We start from the raw sequence: 16011 nt of genomic DNA, 5'->3' as shown, positions 1-16011 counted from the left end.
TCCGTCACCAGCGGCGGCGCCCGCCCAGAGAACGGGGTCGGTAGCAATGCAGCACGGCAAGTACCGGTTCATCGTGGGGTTCCTGACCGTTCCCCTCGGGCTGTACGTGCTTTTCGTCGTATGGCCCTTCATCCAGTCGATCTACTATTCGTTCACGGACTGGACGGGGCTGAGCCCGGAATTCAAAATGGTCGGCTTCGACAACTACAAGAGAATGTTCCACGACGAGATCTTCTGGAAATCGTTGCAGCACAGTCTCCTGTTCGCGTTGGTGCTGCCGCTGGTGACGATCAGTCTGGCGCTGTTCTTCGCTTTCATGATCAATGTGGGCGGACGGCGCCGGCCGGGCGGCCCGGTGGTCTCGGGCGTCCGCGGCTCCTCCTTCTACAAGATCGTCTATTTCTTCCCGCAGGTCCTCTCGATCGCGATCGTCGCCCTGTTGTTCGCCTTCGCGTACAACCCGGACAGCGGCGCGATCAACTCCTTTCTCCGCGGGATCGGACTCGGCAGCATCCAGCCGCTGTGGCTCGGCGATCCGAGCCTCGCCCTGTGGTGCGTGATGGCGGTCCTCGTCTGGTCCACGGTCGGCTTCTTCGTGGTCCTCTTCTCCGCCGGTATGGCGTCCATTCCGGCGGAGTTGTACGAGGCGGCGCTGCTCGACGGCGCCAACCGGATGACCACGTTCTTCCGCCTCACCCTGCCGCTGCTGTGGGACACCGTGATGTCCGGCTGGGTCTACATGGGCATCCTGGCGCTGGGCGCCGAGTCGTTCGCGGTCGTACAGATCATGACGACCGGACCGGGCGGTCCCGACTACTCGACCACCGTCATGGTCCTGTACGTGTACCAGAAGGCGTTCCGAGACGGACAGGCCGCCTACGCGACCACCATCGGCGTCGCCCTGCTCGTCGTCACGCTGGCCTTCGCGGCGATCGTGATGCGACTGGGCCGCCGTGAGCGGCTGGAGTTCTGATCACATGAAGACGACCGAGACCCCCGCCCCCGTGCCGGCCGAGCCCGGTGTCCCCGTCGCCAAGGTCGGCACATCCGCCGGAGACGCGCCGAAACGGAAGACGAAGAAAGAGGGCCGCGTCCTCAATGTCTTCTCGCACGGCATGCTCGTCCTGTGGGCGTTCATGGTCGTCCTGCCGCTTCTCTGGGCGGTGATGACGTCCTTCAAGAGCGACAGCGCGATCTTCAGCTCGCCCTGGGCACTGCCGGACAAACTGCACTTCGACAACTGGGCGCGCGCCTGGACCGACGCCAACATGAGCGACTACTTCTTCAACACCATTCTGGTGGTGGGTGGTTCACTCATCGGCACTCTCGTCCTCGGTTCGATGGCCGCGTACGTGCTCGCCCGGTTCGACTTCCCGGGCAACCGCTTCATCTACTTCCTGTTCATCGGCGGCATGAGCTTCCCGATCATGCTGGCCCTGGTCCCGCTGTTCTACGTCGTCAACAACCTGGGACTGCTCAACACGATCCACGGGCTGATCCTGGTCTACATCGCGTACTCGCTGCCGTTCACGGTCTTCTTCCTGACCGCGTTCTTCCGCACCCTGCCCACCTCGGTGGCGGAGGCGGCGTTCGTGGACGGGGCCTCGCACAGCCGGACGTTCTTCCAGATCATGCTGCCGATGGCCAAGCCGGGCCTGATCAGCGTGGGGATCTTCAACTTCCTGGGGCAGTGGAACCAGTACATGCTGCCGACGGTCCTGAACACCGACCCGGACAAACGGGTCCTCACCCAGGGCCTGGTGCAGCTCGCCGCCAGCCAGGGCTACAAGGGCGACTGGTCCGGCCTCTTCGCCGGTCTGGTCATGGCGATGCTTCCGGTACTTGCCGCATACATCATCTTCCAGCGTCAGGTGGTGCAGGGGCTGACGGCGGGGGCTCTCAAGTAGCGCCCCGGTAGGGGCTCGTGCGTGCCGCTCCAGGGCTCTGGGGCGGCCTGCACGCATGCGTGCAACTACCTCGATGCGGTTCAACCTCTTGACGGGAGGCGACCCTAACGGCTCAGCTTAGAGTTCACTAGTTGGACATAGACGGGGCCTCATCGATGCGGTCCCGCGCGCAGGAGGTCGTCGTGGAGACTCCGGGGTCGCAGTCGTCGCTGCACCGAGCGAATCTAGAGCGGGTCGTGCGAGCGGTGCGGCTGGCCGGGTCGCTCACGCAGGCGGAGATCGCGAGGACGACGGGTCTGTCCGCCGCGACGGTCTCCAACATCGTGCGCGAGCTCAAGGACGGCGGAACGGTCGAGGTCACACCCACTTCGGCCGGTGGCCGCAGGGCCCGCAGCGTCTCGCTGAGCGGGGACGCCGGCATTGTCATCGGCGTCGACTTCGGGCACACGCATTTGCGCGTCGCGGTCGGGAATCTCGCCCATCAGGTGCTGGCCGAGGAGTCCGAACCCGTCGACGTGGACGCCTCCTCCACACAGGGCTTCGACCGGGCGGAAGAGCTGGTCAACCGGCTGATCGCGGCGACCGGAGTGGACCGTTCCAAGATCGCCGGGGTGGGTCTCGGCGTACCCGGTCCGATCGACGTGGAATCGGGCACCCTGGGCTCCACCGCCATCCTCCCGGGGTGGACCGGCACCAGACCCGCCGAGGAGCTCGGCAGCCGTCTGGGCGTACCGGTGCACGTGGACAACGACGCCAACCTCGGCGCCCTCGGTGAGCTGGTCTGGGGCAGTGGCCGGGGGGTCAGGGACCTGGCGTACATCAAGGTCGCCAGCGGGGTCGGCGCGGGGCTGGTCATCAACGGCAAGATCTACCGGGGCCCGGGTGGCACAGCGGGAGAAATCGGGCATATTACTCTTGATGAGTCCGGCCCTGTCTGCCGTTGCGGAAACCGGGGCTGCCTGGAGACCTTCACGGCCGCGCGCTATGTGCTGCCGCTCCTCCAGTCCAGCCACGGCACCGACCTGACCATGGAGGGAGTCGTACGGCTGGCACGGGACGGAGACCCGGGCTGTCGTCGGGTGATCGCCGACGTCGGCCGACACATCGGCAGTGGAGTCGCCAATCTCTGCAATTTGCTGAACCCGAGCCGAGTGGTCCTCGGTGGCGATCTCGCCGAGGCCGGTGAGCTGGTGCTCGGGCCGATCAGGGAGTCTGTCGGCCGCTATGCGATCCCCAGTGCGGCGCGTCAACTTTCCGTTCTCCCGGGGGCACTTGGAGGCCGTGCGGAGGTGCTCGGAGCACTCGCTCTCGCGCTCAGCGAGATGGGCGATTCGACACTTTTGGACGGGTCGCTGACCGCAGCGACACCTGTCTTCACTTAGAGAACGCACGACGCCGTTGCCATCTCGTTAAGTATTTACTTCTTGACGTCGCACGCGTGGCCGAGTTGACTTCCAGCCACCTCGGCCGCAACGACGCGGCCTCGTCAGGGAGGTTTCTGAAGTGAACACGCGTATGCGTCGTGCCGCCGTTGCTGTCATCGCCACCACGATGGCCGTCGCGCTGGCCGCCTGTGGCAAGGCCGGCGACGACAAGAAGTCCGACAGCAGCTCCTCCAGCTCCTCGGGCGGTACCAACGCCAAGATCGGCCTGCTGCTGCCCGACAGCGTCACCACTCGGTACGAGAAGTTCGACAAGCCGTACTTCGAGGCCAAGGTCAAGGCGCTCTGTGCCGGCTGCTCGGTCGAGTACAACAACGCCAACGCCAGCGCGGCCACCCAGGCCCAGCAGGTGAGCAGCATGATCACCAAGGGCGTCAAGGTCATCGTGATCAGCGCCCAGGACTCCGCCGCGATCAAGTCCTCGATCCAGCAGGCGGTCGCCAAGGGCATCAAGGTCGTCGCGTACGACCGTCTGGCCCAGGGCCCGGTCTCCGCGTACGTCTCCTTCGACAACGTCGAGGTCGGCAAGCTCCAGGGTGAGGCCCTCCTCACCGCGCTCGGCTCGAAGGCCACCACGAAGTCGAAGATCGTCATGATCAACGGTGACGACGCCGACCCGAACGCCGCGATGTTCAAGAAGGGCGCCCACGAGGCCCTCGACGGCAAGGTCGACATCGCCTACGAGCAGTCCGGCCTGTGGAAGGACACCGTCGCCAACCAGAAGGTGACGGCGGCCATCACGCAGCTCGGCGCCAAGAACATCGCGGGCGTCTACTCCGCCAACGACGGCATGGCCGGTGGTATCGCCACCGCCCTCAAGGGTGCCAAGATCAGCGGCATCCCGCTGACGGGCCAGGACGCCGAGCTCGCCGGTATCCAGCGCATCGTCGCCGGTACCCAGTCCAGCACCGTCTACAAGGCCTTCAAGCCGGAGGCCGAGGCCGCCGCGACGCTCGCCGTCGACCTGGCGCAGGGCAAGAGCATCACCGGTCTCGCCACCACGACCCAGACCAGCGGCTCCGGCGACAAGGTGCCCTCGCAGCTGCTCGTCCCGGTGTCGGTCACCAAGGCCAACATCAAGGACACGGTCATCAAGGACGGTCTCTACACCGTCGCGCAGATCTGCACCGCCGACTACGCCGCGGCGTGCAAGACGGCCGGTCTGGAGTAACCACCGCCCAGCGGTGACAAAGCCCCTTCGGCGTCCGCCCCACCTTCAAACCCCGCTGTGGGGCGGGCGCCGATCGGAACCCGTGCGAACGCAGCCGTTGCCAACTGGCACCGGCCGCGCGCATGTTCATCTTGTAAATCTGTGCCTAGGCACAACCCTCCGCGCCTTTTGACAAGCGCGGCATCCCCGCCGGTCAGGCGGCGAAGGAGATGGTTCACGTGTCCGCTACGCCCGTGCTGGCGTTGCGCGGAGTCTCCAAGCGATTCGGTGCGGTGCAGGCCCTCACCGACGTAGAGCTGGAGGTTCACGCCGGAGAAGTGGTCGCACTGGTCGGCGACAACGGCGCAGGAAAGTCCACCCTGGTGAAGACGATCGCCGGAGTGCACCCCATCGATGAAGGAGTCATCGAATGGGAGGGCAACCCGGTCAGCATCACCAAGCCGCACGACGCCCAGGGACTCGGCGTCGCGACGGTCTACCAGGACCTCGCGCTGTGCGACAACCTCGACGTCGTCGGCAATCTGTACCTCGGGCGTGAGCTGCTTCGCCGCGGCATCATCGACGAGGTCACGATGGAGAAGAACTCCCGCGAACTGCTGAGCACCCTCTCCATCCGCATCCCGAGCGTGCGCATCCCGATCGCCAGCCTCTCCGGTGGCCAGCGGCAGGTCGTCGCCATCGCCCGCGCGCTGATCGGTGACCCGAAGGTCGTCATCCTCGACGAGCCGACCGCCGCCCTCGGTGTCGAGCAGACCGCGCAGGTCCTCGACCTGGTCGAGCGGCTGCGCGAGCGCAACCTCGGTGTCATCCTCATCAGCCACAACATGGCCGACGTCAAGGCGGTCGCGGACACCGTCAACGTGCTGCGGCTGGGCAAGAACAACGGTTCCTTCCCGGTGAAGGACACCAGTCAGGAAACGATCATCGCCGCGATCACCGGTGCCACGGACAACGCCGTGACCCGTCGTGCGGTGCGCAGCACGGAGGCGGCAAAGTGAGCGACACGTCAGGCACCGTGAAGAAGGACGCGGTCGAACCGACCGCCGCGGCCCCGGCCGACGACCCCACGGCGGCGAGCGCCGCCGCCACCGTCGTCGACCCGCGGCTACTGGTCCGCGAAGAGGGCTTCAAGGGCTACATCACCGAGTTCAAGCGCAAGGTCAAGGGCGGTGAGCTCGGCTCGCTGCCGGTCGTCGCCGGCCTGATCGTCATCGGCATCATCTTCCAGTCGCAGAACAGCCGGTTCCTGAGCGCCGACAACCTGTCCAACATCAGTTACTACCTGTCGGCCACCGGCATGCTCGCCATCGGCCTGGTCTTCGTGCTGCTGCTCGGCGAGATCGACCTGTCCGTCGGCTCGGTCAGCGGTCTGGCGTCCACCCTGTTCGCCGTCTTCGCGGTCAACCACGGGATGAACGGCTGGCTGGCGCTGCTCCTGACGATCATCACGGGTGTCGGTATCGGCGCGCTGCACGGCTTCTTCTTCGCGAGGATCGGCGTACCGGCGTTCGTCGTCACACTGGCCGGCTTCCTCGGCTGGAACGGTCTGATGCTGTGGCTGCTCGGTTCGAGCGGCACCATCAACATCCCGGACTCGGGTCCGGTGCACCTGCTCAGCCAGAGCTCGTTCTTCATGGACCAGTCGATCGCGGGCGCCTACATCCTGGCCGCCCTCGGTGTCGCCTCCCTGCTCTACGGCTCGCTCGTCGACCAGCGCCGCCGCAAGGCCGCCGGAGTGCCCTTCCGGCCCACCAGCGAGATCCTGCTGCGGGTCGGCCTGCTCGCCGTGGCCGCGTTCGTCACCGCGGCCGTGCTGAACTCGGCGTCCGGTGTCTCCAACTCGCTGGTGATCTTCCTCGCCTCCCTGGTGATCGTCGACTTCGTGCTGCGTCGTACCCCGTACGGCCGCAAGGTCTTCGCGGTCGGCGGCGGCATCGAGGCCGCGCGCCGTGCCGGTATCAACGTGTCCATGATCCGCATCACCGTGTTCGCCATCTCCGGCGGCTTCGCGGCGGTCGGCGGTATGTTCTTCGCCGGTCAGACCCAGAGCGCCACGCTCAACGCCGGCGGCGGCAACACCCTGATGCTGGCCATCGCGGCGGCCGTCATCGGCGGTACGAGCCTCTTCGGTGGCCGCGGCACCGTCTGGTCCGCCCTCCTGGGCATGCTCGTCATCCAGTCGATCCAGACCGGCCTCGACCTGCTCAACATGAACACGTCGATCCAGTACATGATCACGGGTGGCGTTCTGCTCGGCGCGGTTGTCATCGACTCGGTGTCCCGCAAGAGCCAGAAGGCGTCCGGTCGCGGCTGACCTGCCTTCTTCCCGACCAGTGCCCGGTACCGATCGCGGTACCGGGCACCGTCATGTCGTAGCAGAACCGCGGGAAGGTCGTAGGAAAGGCTGTTCGTGGGTACAGCCGATCGCGTGACGTATGACGCACAGCCCGGGCGCGGTCCGCAAAGGCGGAACATTAGACTCGACAAGCCCGGCAACAGCTCGATCAGCTCTACTCGCAAGGAGGCACGGGTGCCGCTGCTGACCCGCATCAGGGGACCGCGCGATCTGGACCGGCTCAGCCTGGAGCAGCTGGACCAGCTGGCCGAGGAGATCCGGACCTTCCTCGTCGACGCCGTCTCCAAGACCGGCGGCCACCTCGGCCCGAACCTCGGTGTGGTCGAGCTGACCATCGCCCTGCACCGCGTCTTCGAGTCGCCGAAGGACCGGGTGCTGTGGGACACCGGCCACCAGTCCTACGTCCACAAGCTGCTCACCGGCCGCCAGGACTTCTCCAGGCTGAAGATGAAGGGCGGCCTCTCCGGCTACCCCTCGCAGGCCGAGTCCGAGCACGACGTCATCGAGAACTCGCACGCCTCGACGGTCCTCGGCTGGGCCGACGGCCTCGCCAAGGCCAACCAGGTGCTGAAACGCGACGACCACGTGGTCGCGGTGATCGGTGACGGCGCGCTGACCGGCGGTATGGCCTGGGAGGCGCTGAACAACATCGCCGACGCCAAGGACCGCCCCCTCGTCATCGTCGTCAACGACAACGAGCGGTCCTACGCACCGACCATCGGTGGCCTCGCGAACCACCTGGCGACCCTGCGGACCACCGACGGCTACGAGCGCTTCCTGGCCCGCGGCAAGGACCTCCTGGGGCGCACTCCGGTCGTCGGCAAGCCCCTCTACGAGACGCTGCACGGCGCGAAGAAGGGCCTGAAGGACTTCATCGCCCCGCAGGGCATGTTCGAGGACCTCGGCCTCAAGTACGTCGGCCCCATCGACGGCCACGACATCGAGGCGATGGAGTCCGCGCTCGCCCGCGCCAAGCGCTTCGGCGGCCCGGTCATCGTGCACGTCCTCACCGAGAAGGGCCGCGGCTACCAGCCCGCCCTCCAGGACGAGGCCGACCGCTTCCACGGCATCGGCCCCATCCACCCCGACACCGGACTGCCGGTCAAGGCGTCCGGCGCCGACTGGACCTCCGTCTTCGGCGACGAGATGGTCGCGCTCGGGCAGGAGCGCGAGGACATCGTCGCGATCACCGCCGCGATGCTCCAGCCGGTCGGCCTCAAGAAGTTCGCCGACGCCTTCCCGAACCGGATCTACGACGTCGGCATCGCCGAGCAGCACGGCGCGGTCTCCGCGGCGGGCCTCGCCACGGGCGGTCTGCATCCGGTGTTCGCGGTGTACGCCACATTCCTGAATCGTGCCTTCGACCAGGTCCTCATGGATGTCGCCCTCCACAAGTGCGGTGTGACCTTCGTACTGGACCGGGCCGGTGTCACCGGCACCGACGGCGCCTCCCACAACGGCATGTGGGACATGTCGATCCTCCAGGTCGTCCCTGGCCTGCGCCTGGCCGCCCCGCGCGACGCCGACCAGGTCCGCGCCCAGCTCCGCGAGGCCGTCCAGGTCAAGGACGCGCCGACGGTGGTCCGCTTCTCCAAGGGCGCGGTCGGCCCGGCCGTACCCGCCGTGGGCCGGATCGGCGGCATGGACGTGCTGCGCGCGCCCGGCACCGACGCACCCGACGTCCTGCTGGTCTCCGTCGGCGCGCTGGCGCCCATGTGCCTGGAGATCGCCACCCTGCTCGACAAGCAGGGCATCTCCACCACGGTCGTCGACCCGCGCTGGGTCAAGCCCGTCGACGAGGCCATGGCCCCGCTCGCGGAACAGCACCGGGTGGTCGTCACCGTCGAGGACAACTCCCGTGTCGGCGGCGTCGGTTCGTCGATCGCACAGGCCCTGCGCGACGCCGGTGTGGATGTTCCGCTCCGCGACTTCGGCATCCCGCCGCGCTTCCTCGACCACGCCTCGCGCGCCGAGGTGATGACGGAGATCGGCCTCACCGCCCCCGACATCGCCCGCCAGGTCACCGGCCTGGTCTCGAAGCTGGACGGCCGCTTCGACCGGCCCACGGCGGAGGTCGACTCGGTGGAGTCCGCACGCGACTGAGGCACGGCCGCACCGCCGAACGGGCCGCTTCCACCACTCTTTGCAGTGGTGAAAGCGGCCCGTTCGCGTGAATCCGCTCGCGCCGGGGCATACGGAGTACGCCCCCTCTCGATCATGTCGAGGACGCCAAGCGTGGGAGGTACACCCGTGAGCAGCACCCTCTTCCGGACGAAGAGAGTCGAACAGTCCATCCAGGACACCGAGGAACCGGAGCACGCGCTCAGAAAGTCCCTCTCGGCCCTGGATCTGACGGTGTTCGGCGTCGGCGTGGTCATCGGCACCGGCATCTTCGTCCTCACCGGTACCGCCGCCAAGAACAACGCCGGCCCGGCGGTCTCCCTGTCCTTCGTCGTGGCCGGCGTCGTCTGTGCCCTCGCGGCGCTCTGCTACGCCGAGTTCGCGTCCACGGTCCCGGTCGCGGGCTCCGCGTACACCTTCTCGTACGCCTCGCTCGGCGAACTACCCGCCTGGACCATCGGCTGGGACCTGGTCCTCGAACTCGCCCTCGGTACGGCGGTGGTGGCCGTCGGCTGGTCCGGGTACATCCACTCGCTGCTGGACAACGCGGGCTGGCATCTGCCCGAGGCGCTCAGCGGCCGGGACGGCGCCCACGGCTTCGGCTTCGACATCCTCGCCGCCGCGCTCGTCCTGGTCCTCACCACGATCCTCGTCCTCGGCATGAAGCTCTCCGCGCGGGTCACCTCCGTCGTCGTCGCCATCAAGGTCGCCGTCGTCCTCGTGGTGATCGTCGCGGGCGCCTTCTTCATCAAGGGCGACAACTACAAGCCGTTCATCCCCAAGGCACAGTCCGTGGAGGCGGGCGGCAACCTCAAGGCCCCGCTCATCCAGCTGATGTTCGGCTGGGCGCCCTCCAACTTCGGCGTCATGGGCATCTTCACGGCCGCCTCCGTGGTCTTCTTCGCCTTCATCGGCTTCGACGTCGTCGCCACCGCCGCCGAGGAGACCCGCAACCCGCAGCGCGACGTACCGCGAGGCATCCTCGGTTCACTGATCATCTGCACCACGCTGTACGTCGCCGTGTCGATCGTCGTCACGGGCATGCAGAAGTACAGCTCGCTGTCGATCGACGCCCCCCTCGCGGACGCGTTCAAGGCCACCGGACACCCGTGGTTCGCGGGCCTGATCAGCTTCGGCGCCGCGATCGGCCTGACGACGGTGTGCATGATCCTGTTGCTCGGCCAGGCCCGCGTGTTCTTCGCGATGAGCCGCGACGGACTCCTGCCCCGCTTCTTCTCGCACGTCCACCCGCGCTTCCGCACCCCCTACCGCCCGACCATCCTCCTGGGCGTGGTCATCGCGATCGTCTCGGGCTTCACGAGCCTCAGCGAACTCGCCGAACTGGTCAACATCGGCACCTTGTTCGCCTTCATCGTGGTCGCGATCGGCGTGGTCATCCTCCGCAACAAGCGCCCCGACCTGCCCCGCTCCTTCCGCACCCCCCTGGTCCCGGCCCTCCCCATCGTCTCGGTCCTGGCCTCCCTCTGGCTGATGCTCAACCTCCCCGCCGAGACCTGGCTCCGCTTCGCCATCTGGATGGCGATCGGCTTCGTCGTCTACTTCTTCTACGGCCGCACCCACAGCCGACTCGGACAGCAACAGGCGGCGGAGGCGCGCGGTTCCACCACACCGCCGGGCGGAAACGCCCCGTAGGCACACCGGTTGACCGTCGGCCCGGTAAGTCCCGCTCAGCGCGCGGGAGTTGCCGGGCCGCGTGCCGTCTAGGTCAACCCCGCACGTCACGAAGGACGTTCAGCCCCGCACGCTGCGCGGCCCGGTGACCTCCGCGCCCAACTCGGTGACCCGGCGCCGCAGTTCGCGATCGGCGGTGACCACCAGGCACGGCCGGCCGGCGGCCTCGGCGACCAGTTCGACCATCCGGTCGTCGCCGCTGCCGGGGGCCGAGTCCACCCGTACGCCCGGGACGGACGCCACACCACGGGCCGCGCCCTCCACGACGAGGACCAGCTCCACGGGGTCCGTGCGGCCCGGCAGACCCTCGCTCGCGAGCCGGTCGCGGAGGCGCTCGGCGGCACCCCTGCGGTCGCGCCACCAGCCGTCGGGCACCGACCCGACGACATTGGCGCCGTCGACGATCACCAGCAGGGGAGTGTCCTCGTCCATGGGGCAAGGGTCCCACGCGGGCGGGGGGTGCCCCGTGCGCGAACGACCGCCCCAATTACAGTGAACAGGTGAACGGCGACTGGCTCCTCCGCGGCCGTGACGGCCGGCTCAGTGTCTATCTGCCCTCGGGCGACGCCGTCCTGTGCCGGGCGGAACGTGGCCCCGACGGCCTCTGGGGCGCCCCGCGCACGGTGGGCGGCGACCAGAAGCTGCACCCCGGGCTGCTCGGCATCGGACAGGGCGCGGACGGCTACGCCCACCTGGTGTCCTGGCGGCCCACCCTGCCCGGCGAATCCGGGCTGGTCCACTCCACGCACTTCCGGCCCCGGCTCACCGCCCTCGACTGGAACCCGGTCGGACACCCGGACAAGAAGGGCGACCGCACCGGCGTCCCGGCGGTCGCGGTCGACGCGGAGGGGCGGGCCCATCTCTTCGTGCGCAACAAGGCGGGCGGGGTCAGCATGCTGGCCCAGCGGGAGAAGGGCGGCTGGGACCCGTGGCGCGACCTCAAGGGCACCGACGTCCACGAGGACCTGGCCGCCGTGACGGGGGAGTCCGGCACGGTCGAGCTGTACGCGGCGGTGCCCGGCGCGATCCTGCACTGGCGCCAGCTGGAGCCGGGCGGGCAGCCGGTCCTGGAGGAGGCGATGGAGGCCGCGATCAGACCGGGCACGCTCCGCGCGCTGGCCACCTCCCCGGAGACGACCACCCTCTACTACACGGACGACTCCGGCGACCTCTGCGCCTGGCGTCCCGGCGCCAAGCCGCTCACCCTGCTGGCCTCCGCGGGCCCGGGTCCGGTCTCCGTCGTCCGCTGTGAACTCGACGGCCACGACTGCACATTGCTCGCCCAGCGCTCCGCCAGCGGCCGGGTCGCGTTCGCCGCGTATCCCACCGAGCAGGAGGCGGCGGGCGCCTGGTGGACCGAGTCGGGCCCCCAACTCCCGGCGGACGCCGAGGTCTCGCTCGCCCTGGACGAGAACGACCGGGTGGCCGCCGCGACGTTGTCCCCGTCCACCGGTCAACTCCTCGTCACCCGGCGGAAGGACGAGCCGGGCCTGGCCCTGGAGGCCTGGCGCGAGGTGTGAATGCGCCATGATGACCACCGTGGACACCGAATCACTCATCGCCGTGTGGCGGCGAATCCTCGACGGCTCCGAGAAGCCGTGGGTCCTGTTCGAGCACGGCACCTGTGTGCTGCTTGAGGAGCCCGAAGGCGATCCCGCCGAACAGGCCACCGGGATCCTGCGCGAGTTCGGCCCCGTACAGGTGGCGACATCGGCGGGCGACTTCCGGGTGCTCGAACTCAAGGACGGCGAGGGCTGGTTGGTGACGAGCCATCACCGGGACGTCGTCACCTTCGTCGGCACGGACGAGCCCGACGATCCCTCGCATCTGGCCGTCGGCATGCACGGCCGGTCCAAGCGCGACCAGGACGGCACCGCACTGCGTGTCGTCCACGTCGAGGACGTCCCCTGACATGCCGGTGCCCGGTACATCGGCCGATGTACCGGGCACCGTACGAAGGGACTAGGCCGGAACGCTCGCCAGACCCGGCGCCAGGAACGGCTTGCCGTTCACCCGCTCCGAGACACCCTCGCGGTCCAGGTACGGCGTGATGCCGCCCAGGTGGAAGGGCCAGCCCGCGCCCGTGATCAGGCACAGGTCGATGTCCTGCGCCTCGGCGACGACACCCTCGTCGAGCATGAGCCCGATCTCCTGCGCCACCGCGTCCAGGACCCGGTCCCGCACCTGCTCCTCGGTCAGCACGGAGTCGCCCTGCTTGAGCAACGCGGCGACCTCGGGGTCGAGTTCGGGCTTGAAGCCGTTCTCGGCGTTGTAGACGTAGAAGCCGCGCTTGCCCGCCTTGACGACGGCCGCGAGGTTCGGGGAGACCGTGAAGCGGTCCGGGAAGGCCCGGTTGAGGGTCTCCGAGACATGCAGCCCGATGGCCGGACCGACCAACTCAAGCAGCACCAGCGGGGACATGGGCAGACCGAGCGGCTCTACGGCCTTCTCGGCGACCGCGACCGGGGTGCCCTCGTCGATGACGTTCTGGATCTCGCCCATGAAGCGGGTGAGGATGCGGTTGACGACGAACGCCGGGGCGTCCTTCACCAACACCGCTGTCTTCTTCAGCTTCTTGGCCACCGCGAACGCGGTCGCGAGCGAGGCGTCGTCCGTCTGCTCACCGCGCACGATCTCCAACAGGGGCAGAATCGCAACGGGGTTGAAGAAGTGGAAGCCGACGACCCGCTCGGGGTTCTTCAGCTTCGACGCCATCTCGGAGACGGACAGCGAGGAGGTGTTGGTGGCGAGGATCGCGTGCGCCGGGGCGACCGCCTCGACCTCCGCGAACACCTGCTGCTTGACGCCGATCTCCTCGAAGACGGCCTCGATGATGAAGTCGGCGTCGGAGAAGCCCTCGGCCTTGTCCAGCACACCGGTGACCAGGGCCGTGAGCCGGTTGGCCTTGTCCTGGTTGATACGGCCCTTGCCGAGCAGCTTCTCGATCTCGGCGTGGACGTAGCCCACACCCTTGTCGACGCGCTCCTGGTCGATGTCCGTGAGGACGACCGGCACTTCGAGGCGACGGAGGAAGAGCAGGGCGAGCTGCGAGGCCATCAGACCGGCGCCGACCACACCCACCTTGGTGACCGGACGGGCCAGCGACTTGTCGGGCGCACCCGCCGGACGCTTGCCGCGCTTCTGCACGAGGTTGAACGCGTAGATGCCGGCGCGGAGTTCGCCACCCATGATCAGGTCGGCGAGGGCCAAGTCCTCGGCGTCGTAGCCCTGTTGGAGGTCGCCGTTCTTCGAGGCCTCGATGATGTCGAGCGCGCGGTAGGCGGCCGGGGCCGCGCCGTGCACCTTGGAGTCCGCGACGAAACGGCCCTTGGCGACGGCCTGGTCCCAGGCCTCGCCGCGGTCGATCGCCGGACGCTCGACCTTGATCTCGCCCTTGAGGACGTTCGCCGTCCAGATCAGCGACTGCTCCAGGAAGTCGGCGCCCTCGAAGAGCGCGTCGGCGATCCCGAGGTCGAAGACCTGCTGGCCCTTGAGCTGCTTGTTCTGGTTGAGGCTGTTCTCGATGATCACCGAGACGGCCTTCTCGGCGCCGATCAGGTTCGGCAGCAGCGTGCAGCCGCCCCAGCCCGGGACCAGACCGAGGAAGACCTCGGGCAGGGAGAAGGCCGCGATGTGCTTCGAGACCGTGCGGTACTCGCAGTGCAGACCGACCTCGACGCCACCGCCCATGGCCGCGCCGTTGTAGTACGTGAAGGTCGGTACCGCGATGTCCGCGAGGCGCTTGAAGACCTCGTGGCCGCCCTTGCCGATGGCGAGCGCGTCGTCGTGGTTCTTCAGCAGCTCGACGCCCTTGAGGTCCGCGCCGACGGCGAAGACGAACGGCTTGCCGGTGATGCCGACACCGACGATCTCGCCGGCCGCCGCCTCCTTCTCGACCTGGTCGATGGCGGTGTTCAGATTCGCCAGCGAGGCCGGACCGAAGGTGGTCGGCTTGGTGTGGTCGAAGCCGTTGTCCAGCGTGATGAGCGCGAACCGCCCGGCGCTGTACGGCAGTTCGAGGTGGCGGACGTGCGCGGACGTCACGACCTCGTCCGGGAACAGCTCGGCCGCACCCTTCAGAAGCTCGGTGGTGGTGCTCACTTGTCCCCCTCGAAGTGCGGGTTCTCCCAGATGACCGTGGCGCCCATGCCGAAGCCGACGCACATCGTCGTCAGGCCGTAGCGGACGTTCGGCTGCTCCTCGAACTGGCGGGCCAGCTGCGTCATCAGGCGGACGCCCGACGAGGCCAGCGGGTGGCCGAAGGCGATCGCGCCGCCGTACTGGTTGACGCGCTCGTCGTCGTCCGCGATGCCGTAGTGGTCGAGGAAGGCCAACACCTGTACGGCGAAAGCCTCGTTGACCTCGAAGAGGCCGATGTCACCGATGCCGAGGCCCGCCTTGGCGAGCGCCTTCTCGGTCGCGGGGATCGGGCCGTAGCCCATGACCTCCGGCTCGACGCCCGCGAAGGCGTACGACACGAGACGCATCTTGACCGGCAGGTTGTGCTCGCGCGCGAAGTCCTCGCTCGCGATGATCGACGCGGTGGCACCGTCGTTGAGCCCGGCCGCGTTGCCCGCGGTGACCCGCCCGTGCACACGGAACGGAGTCTTCAGCCCGGCGAGGTTCTCCAGGGTGGTCCCCGGGCGCATCGGCTCGTCGGCGGTGACAAGACCCCAACCGGTCTCGCCCACCTGCTCGTTGGTGTTGCGCACCGAGATCGGCACCAGGTCCTGCTGGATCTTGCCGTTGGCGTACGCCTTGGCGGCCTTCTCCTGCGAGCGCACCGCGTACTCGTCGGCGCGCAGCTTGGTGATGTGCGGGTAGCGGTCGTGCAGGTTCTCCGCCGTCATGCCCATGAACAGCGCGGAGTCGTCGACCAGCTTCTCGCTCACGAACCGCGGGTTCGGGTCCACGCCCTCGCCCATCGGGTGGCGGCCCATGTGCTCGACACCACCGGCGATGACGGCGTCGTAGGCACCGAAGGCGATGGAGCCCGCGGTGGTCGTGACGGCGGTCAGCGCGCCCGCGCACATGCGGTCGATGGAGTAGCCCGGCACGGACTGCGGCAGCCCGGCGAGAATGCCCGCGGTCCGCCCCAGGGTCAGCCCCTGGTCACCGATCTGCGTGGTCGCGGCGATCGCGACCTCGTCGATCTTCGCGGGGTCCAGACCGGGGTTGCGGCGCAGCAGCTCCCGGATCGCCTTCACGACGAGGTCGTCGGCCCGGGTCTCGTGGTAGATGCCCTTCGGGCCCGCCTTGCCGAACGGGGTACGGACGCCGTCTACGAAGACGACGTCCCTGACGGTACGAGGCACGATTGGC

Annotated in this window: 13 protein-coding genes; 10 read left to right on the top strand and 3 right to left on the bottom strand. The window is 68.2% G+C overall.

Annotated features, from left to right (window positions below):
- The first annotated feature begins 46 nt into the window (after window positions 1-46).
- From ACWIHT_RS10890 to ACWIHT_RS10855, 8 genes are all read left to right on the top strand, one after another.
- A complete protein-coding gene (locus ACWIHT_RS10890) occupies window positions 47-973 on the top strand; it encodes a carbohydrate ABC transporter permease (RefSeq protein ID WP_456166659.1) in 927 nt (308 codons plus the stop codon).
- 4 nt (window positions 974-977) lie between these two features.
- Complete coding sequence (locus ACWIHT_RS10885) at window positions 978-1907, top strand: carbohydrate ABC transporter permease (RefSeq protein ID WP_456166657.1); 930 nt, start codon at window positions 978-980, stop codon at window positions 1905-1907.
- A 182-nt stretch (window positions 1908-2089) separates the two neighbouring features.
- Window positions 2090-3289, top strand: coding sequence for an ROK family transcriptional regulator (locus ACWIHT_RS10880; protein ID WP_026179345.1), 1200 nt, complete (start codon window positions 2090-2092; stop codon window positions 3287-3289).
- Window positions 3290-3422: 133 nt separating this feature from the next.
- Window positions 3423-4520 carry a sugar ABC transporter substrate-binding protein gene (locus ACWIHT_RS10875; protein WP_456167111.1) on the top strand — a complete coding sequence of 366 codons (1098 nt, stop codon included), beginning with the start codon at window positions 3423-3425 and terminating at the stop codon, window positions 4518-4520.
- Between the two features lie 209 nt (window positions 4521-4729).
- Complete coding sequence (locus tag ACWIHT_RS10870) at window positions 4730-5518, top strand: ATP-binding cassette domain-containing protein (RefSeq protein ID WP_456166654.1); 789 nt, start codon at window positions 4730-4732, stop codon at window positions 5516-5518.
- Window positions 5515-6834 (top strand): sugar ABC transporter permease, encoded by a 1320-nt coding sequence (locus tag ACWIHT_RS10865; protein ID WP_456166652.1) that lies wholly within the window; start codon window positions 5515-5517, stop codon window positions 6832-6834. The genes ACWIHT_RS10870 and ACWIHT_RS10865 overlap by 4 nt, the downstream gene beginning before the upstream one ends.
- 216 nt (window positions 6835-7050) lie before the next feature.
- Window positions 7051-8979: a 1-deoxy-D-xylulose-5-phosphate synthase gene (gene dxs / locus ACWIHT_RS10860; RefSeq protein WP_456166650.1), complete on the top strand. Its 1929-nt coding sequence runs from the start codon at window positions 7051-7053 to the stop codon at window positions 8977-8979.
- Between the two features lie 147 nt (window positions 8980-9126).
- Window positions 9127-10650: an amino acid permease gene (locus ACWIHT_RS10855; protein WP_456166648.1), complete on the top strand. Its 1524-nt coding sequence runs from the start codon at window positions 9127-9129 to the stop codon at window positions 10648-10650.
- A 99-nt stretch (window positions 10651-10749) separates the two neighbouring features.
- Here the strand turns inward: ACWIHT_RS10855 and ACWIHT_RS10850 are convergent, their stop codons facing one another.
- Window positions 10750-11121: an NTP pyrophosphohydrolase gene (locus ACWIHT_RS10850; RefSeq protein WP_456166646.1), complete on the bottom strand. Its 372-nt coding sequence runs from the start codon at window positions 11119-11121 to the stop codon at window positions 10750-10752.
- 68 nt (window positions 11122-11189) lie between these two features.
- Here ACWIHT_RS10850 and ACWIHT_RS10845 point away from each other — a divergent pair, with 68 nt between their 5' ends.
- Together ACWIHT_RS10845 and ACWIHT_RS10840 are read left to right on the top strand one after the other, a co-directional pair.
- Window positions 11190-12209: a hypothetical protein gene (locus ACWIHT_RS10845; RefSeq protein WP_456166644.1), complete on the top strand. Its 1020-nt coding sequence runs from the start codon at window positions 11190-11192 to the stop codon at window positions 12207-12209.
- Window positions 12210-12219: 10 nt separating this feature from the next.
- Entirely contained in the window at window positions 12220-12600 is a 381-nt protein-coding gene (locus tag ACWIHT_RS10840; RefSeq protein WP_456167109.1) for a hypothetical protein, read from the top strand.
- A 51-nt stretch (window positions 12601-12651) separates the two neighbouring features.
- Here ACWIHT_RS10840 and ACWIHT_RS10835 read toward each other — a convergent pair whose 3' ends face one another.
- Window positions 12652-14790 carry a 3-hydroxyacyl-CoA dehydrogenase NAD-binding domain-containing protein gene (locus ACWIHT_RS10835; RefSeq protein ID WP_456166642.1) on the bottom strand — a complete coding sequence of 713 codons (2139 nt, stop codon included), beginning with the start codon at window positions 14788-14790 and terminating at the stop codon, window positions 12652-12654.
- The gene (locus ACWIHT_RS10830; RefSeq protein WP_200716639.1) at window positions 14787-16004 is read right to left on the bottom strand and encodes a thiolase family protein; all 1218 of its coding nucleotides are present in this window, start codon (window positions 16002-16004) and stop codon (window positions 14787-14789) included. The genes ACWIHT_RS10835 and ACWIHT_RS10830 overlap by 4 nt, the downstream gene beginning before the upstream one ends.
- Window positions 16005-16011 lie beyond the last annotated feature (7 nt).

Source organism: Streptomyces sp. NPDC002276 (genome assembly GCF_053891435.1).
This window is presented reverse-complemented; position numbering and strand designations above follow the sequence as displayed.

Excerpts from the sequence above, each read along its gene's own strand:
- ACWIHT_RS10850 (WP_456166646.1), bottom strand. The coding sequence starts at position 11,121 with ATGGACGAGGACACTCCCCTGCTGGTGATCGTCGACGGCGCCAATGTC.
- ACWIHT_RS10890 (WP_456166659.1), top strand. The coding sequence starts at position 47 with ATGCAGCACGGCAAGTACCGGTTCATCGTGGGGTTCCTGACCGTTCCC.
- ACWIHT_RS10875 (WP_456167111.1), top strand. The coding sequence starts at position 3,423 with ATGCGTCGTGCCGCCGTTGCTGTCATCGCCACCACGATGGCCGTCGCG.
- ACWIHT_RS10870 (WP_456166654.1), top strand. The coding sequence starts at position 4,730 with ATGGTTCACGTGTCCGCTACGCCCGTGCTGGCGTTGCGCGGAGTCTCC.
- ACWIHT_RS10840 (WP_456167109.1), top strand. The coding sequence starts at position 12,220 with ATGACCACCGTGGACACCGAATCACTCATCGCCGTGTGGCGGCGAATC.
- ACWIHT_RS10885 (WP_456166657.1), top strand. The coding sequence starts at position 978 with ATGAAGACGACCGAGACCCCCGCCCCCGTGCCGGCCGAGCCCGGTGTC.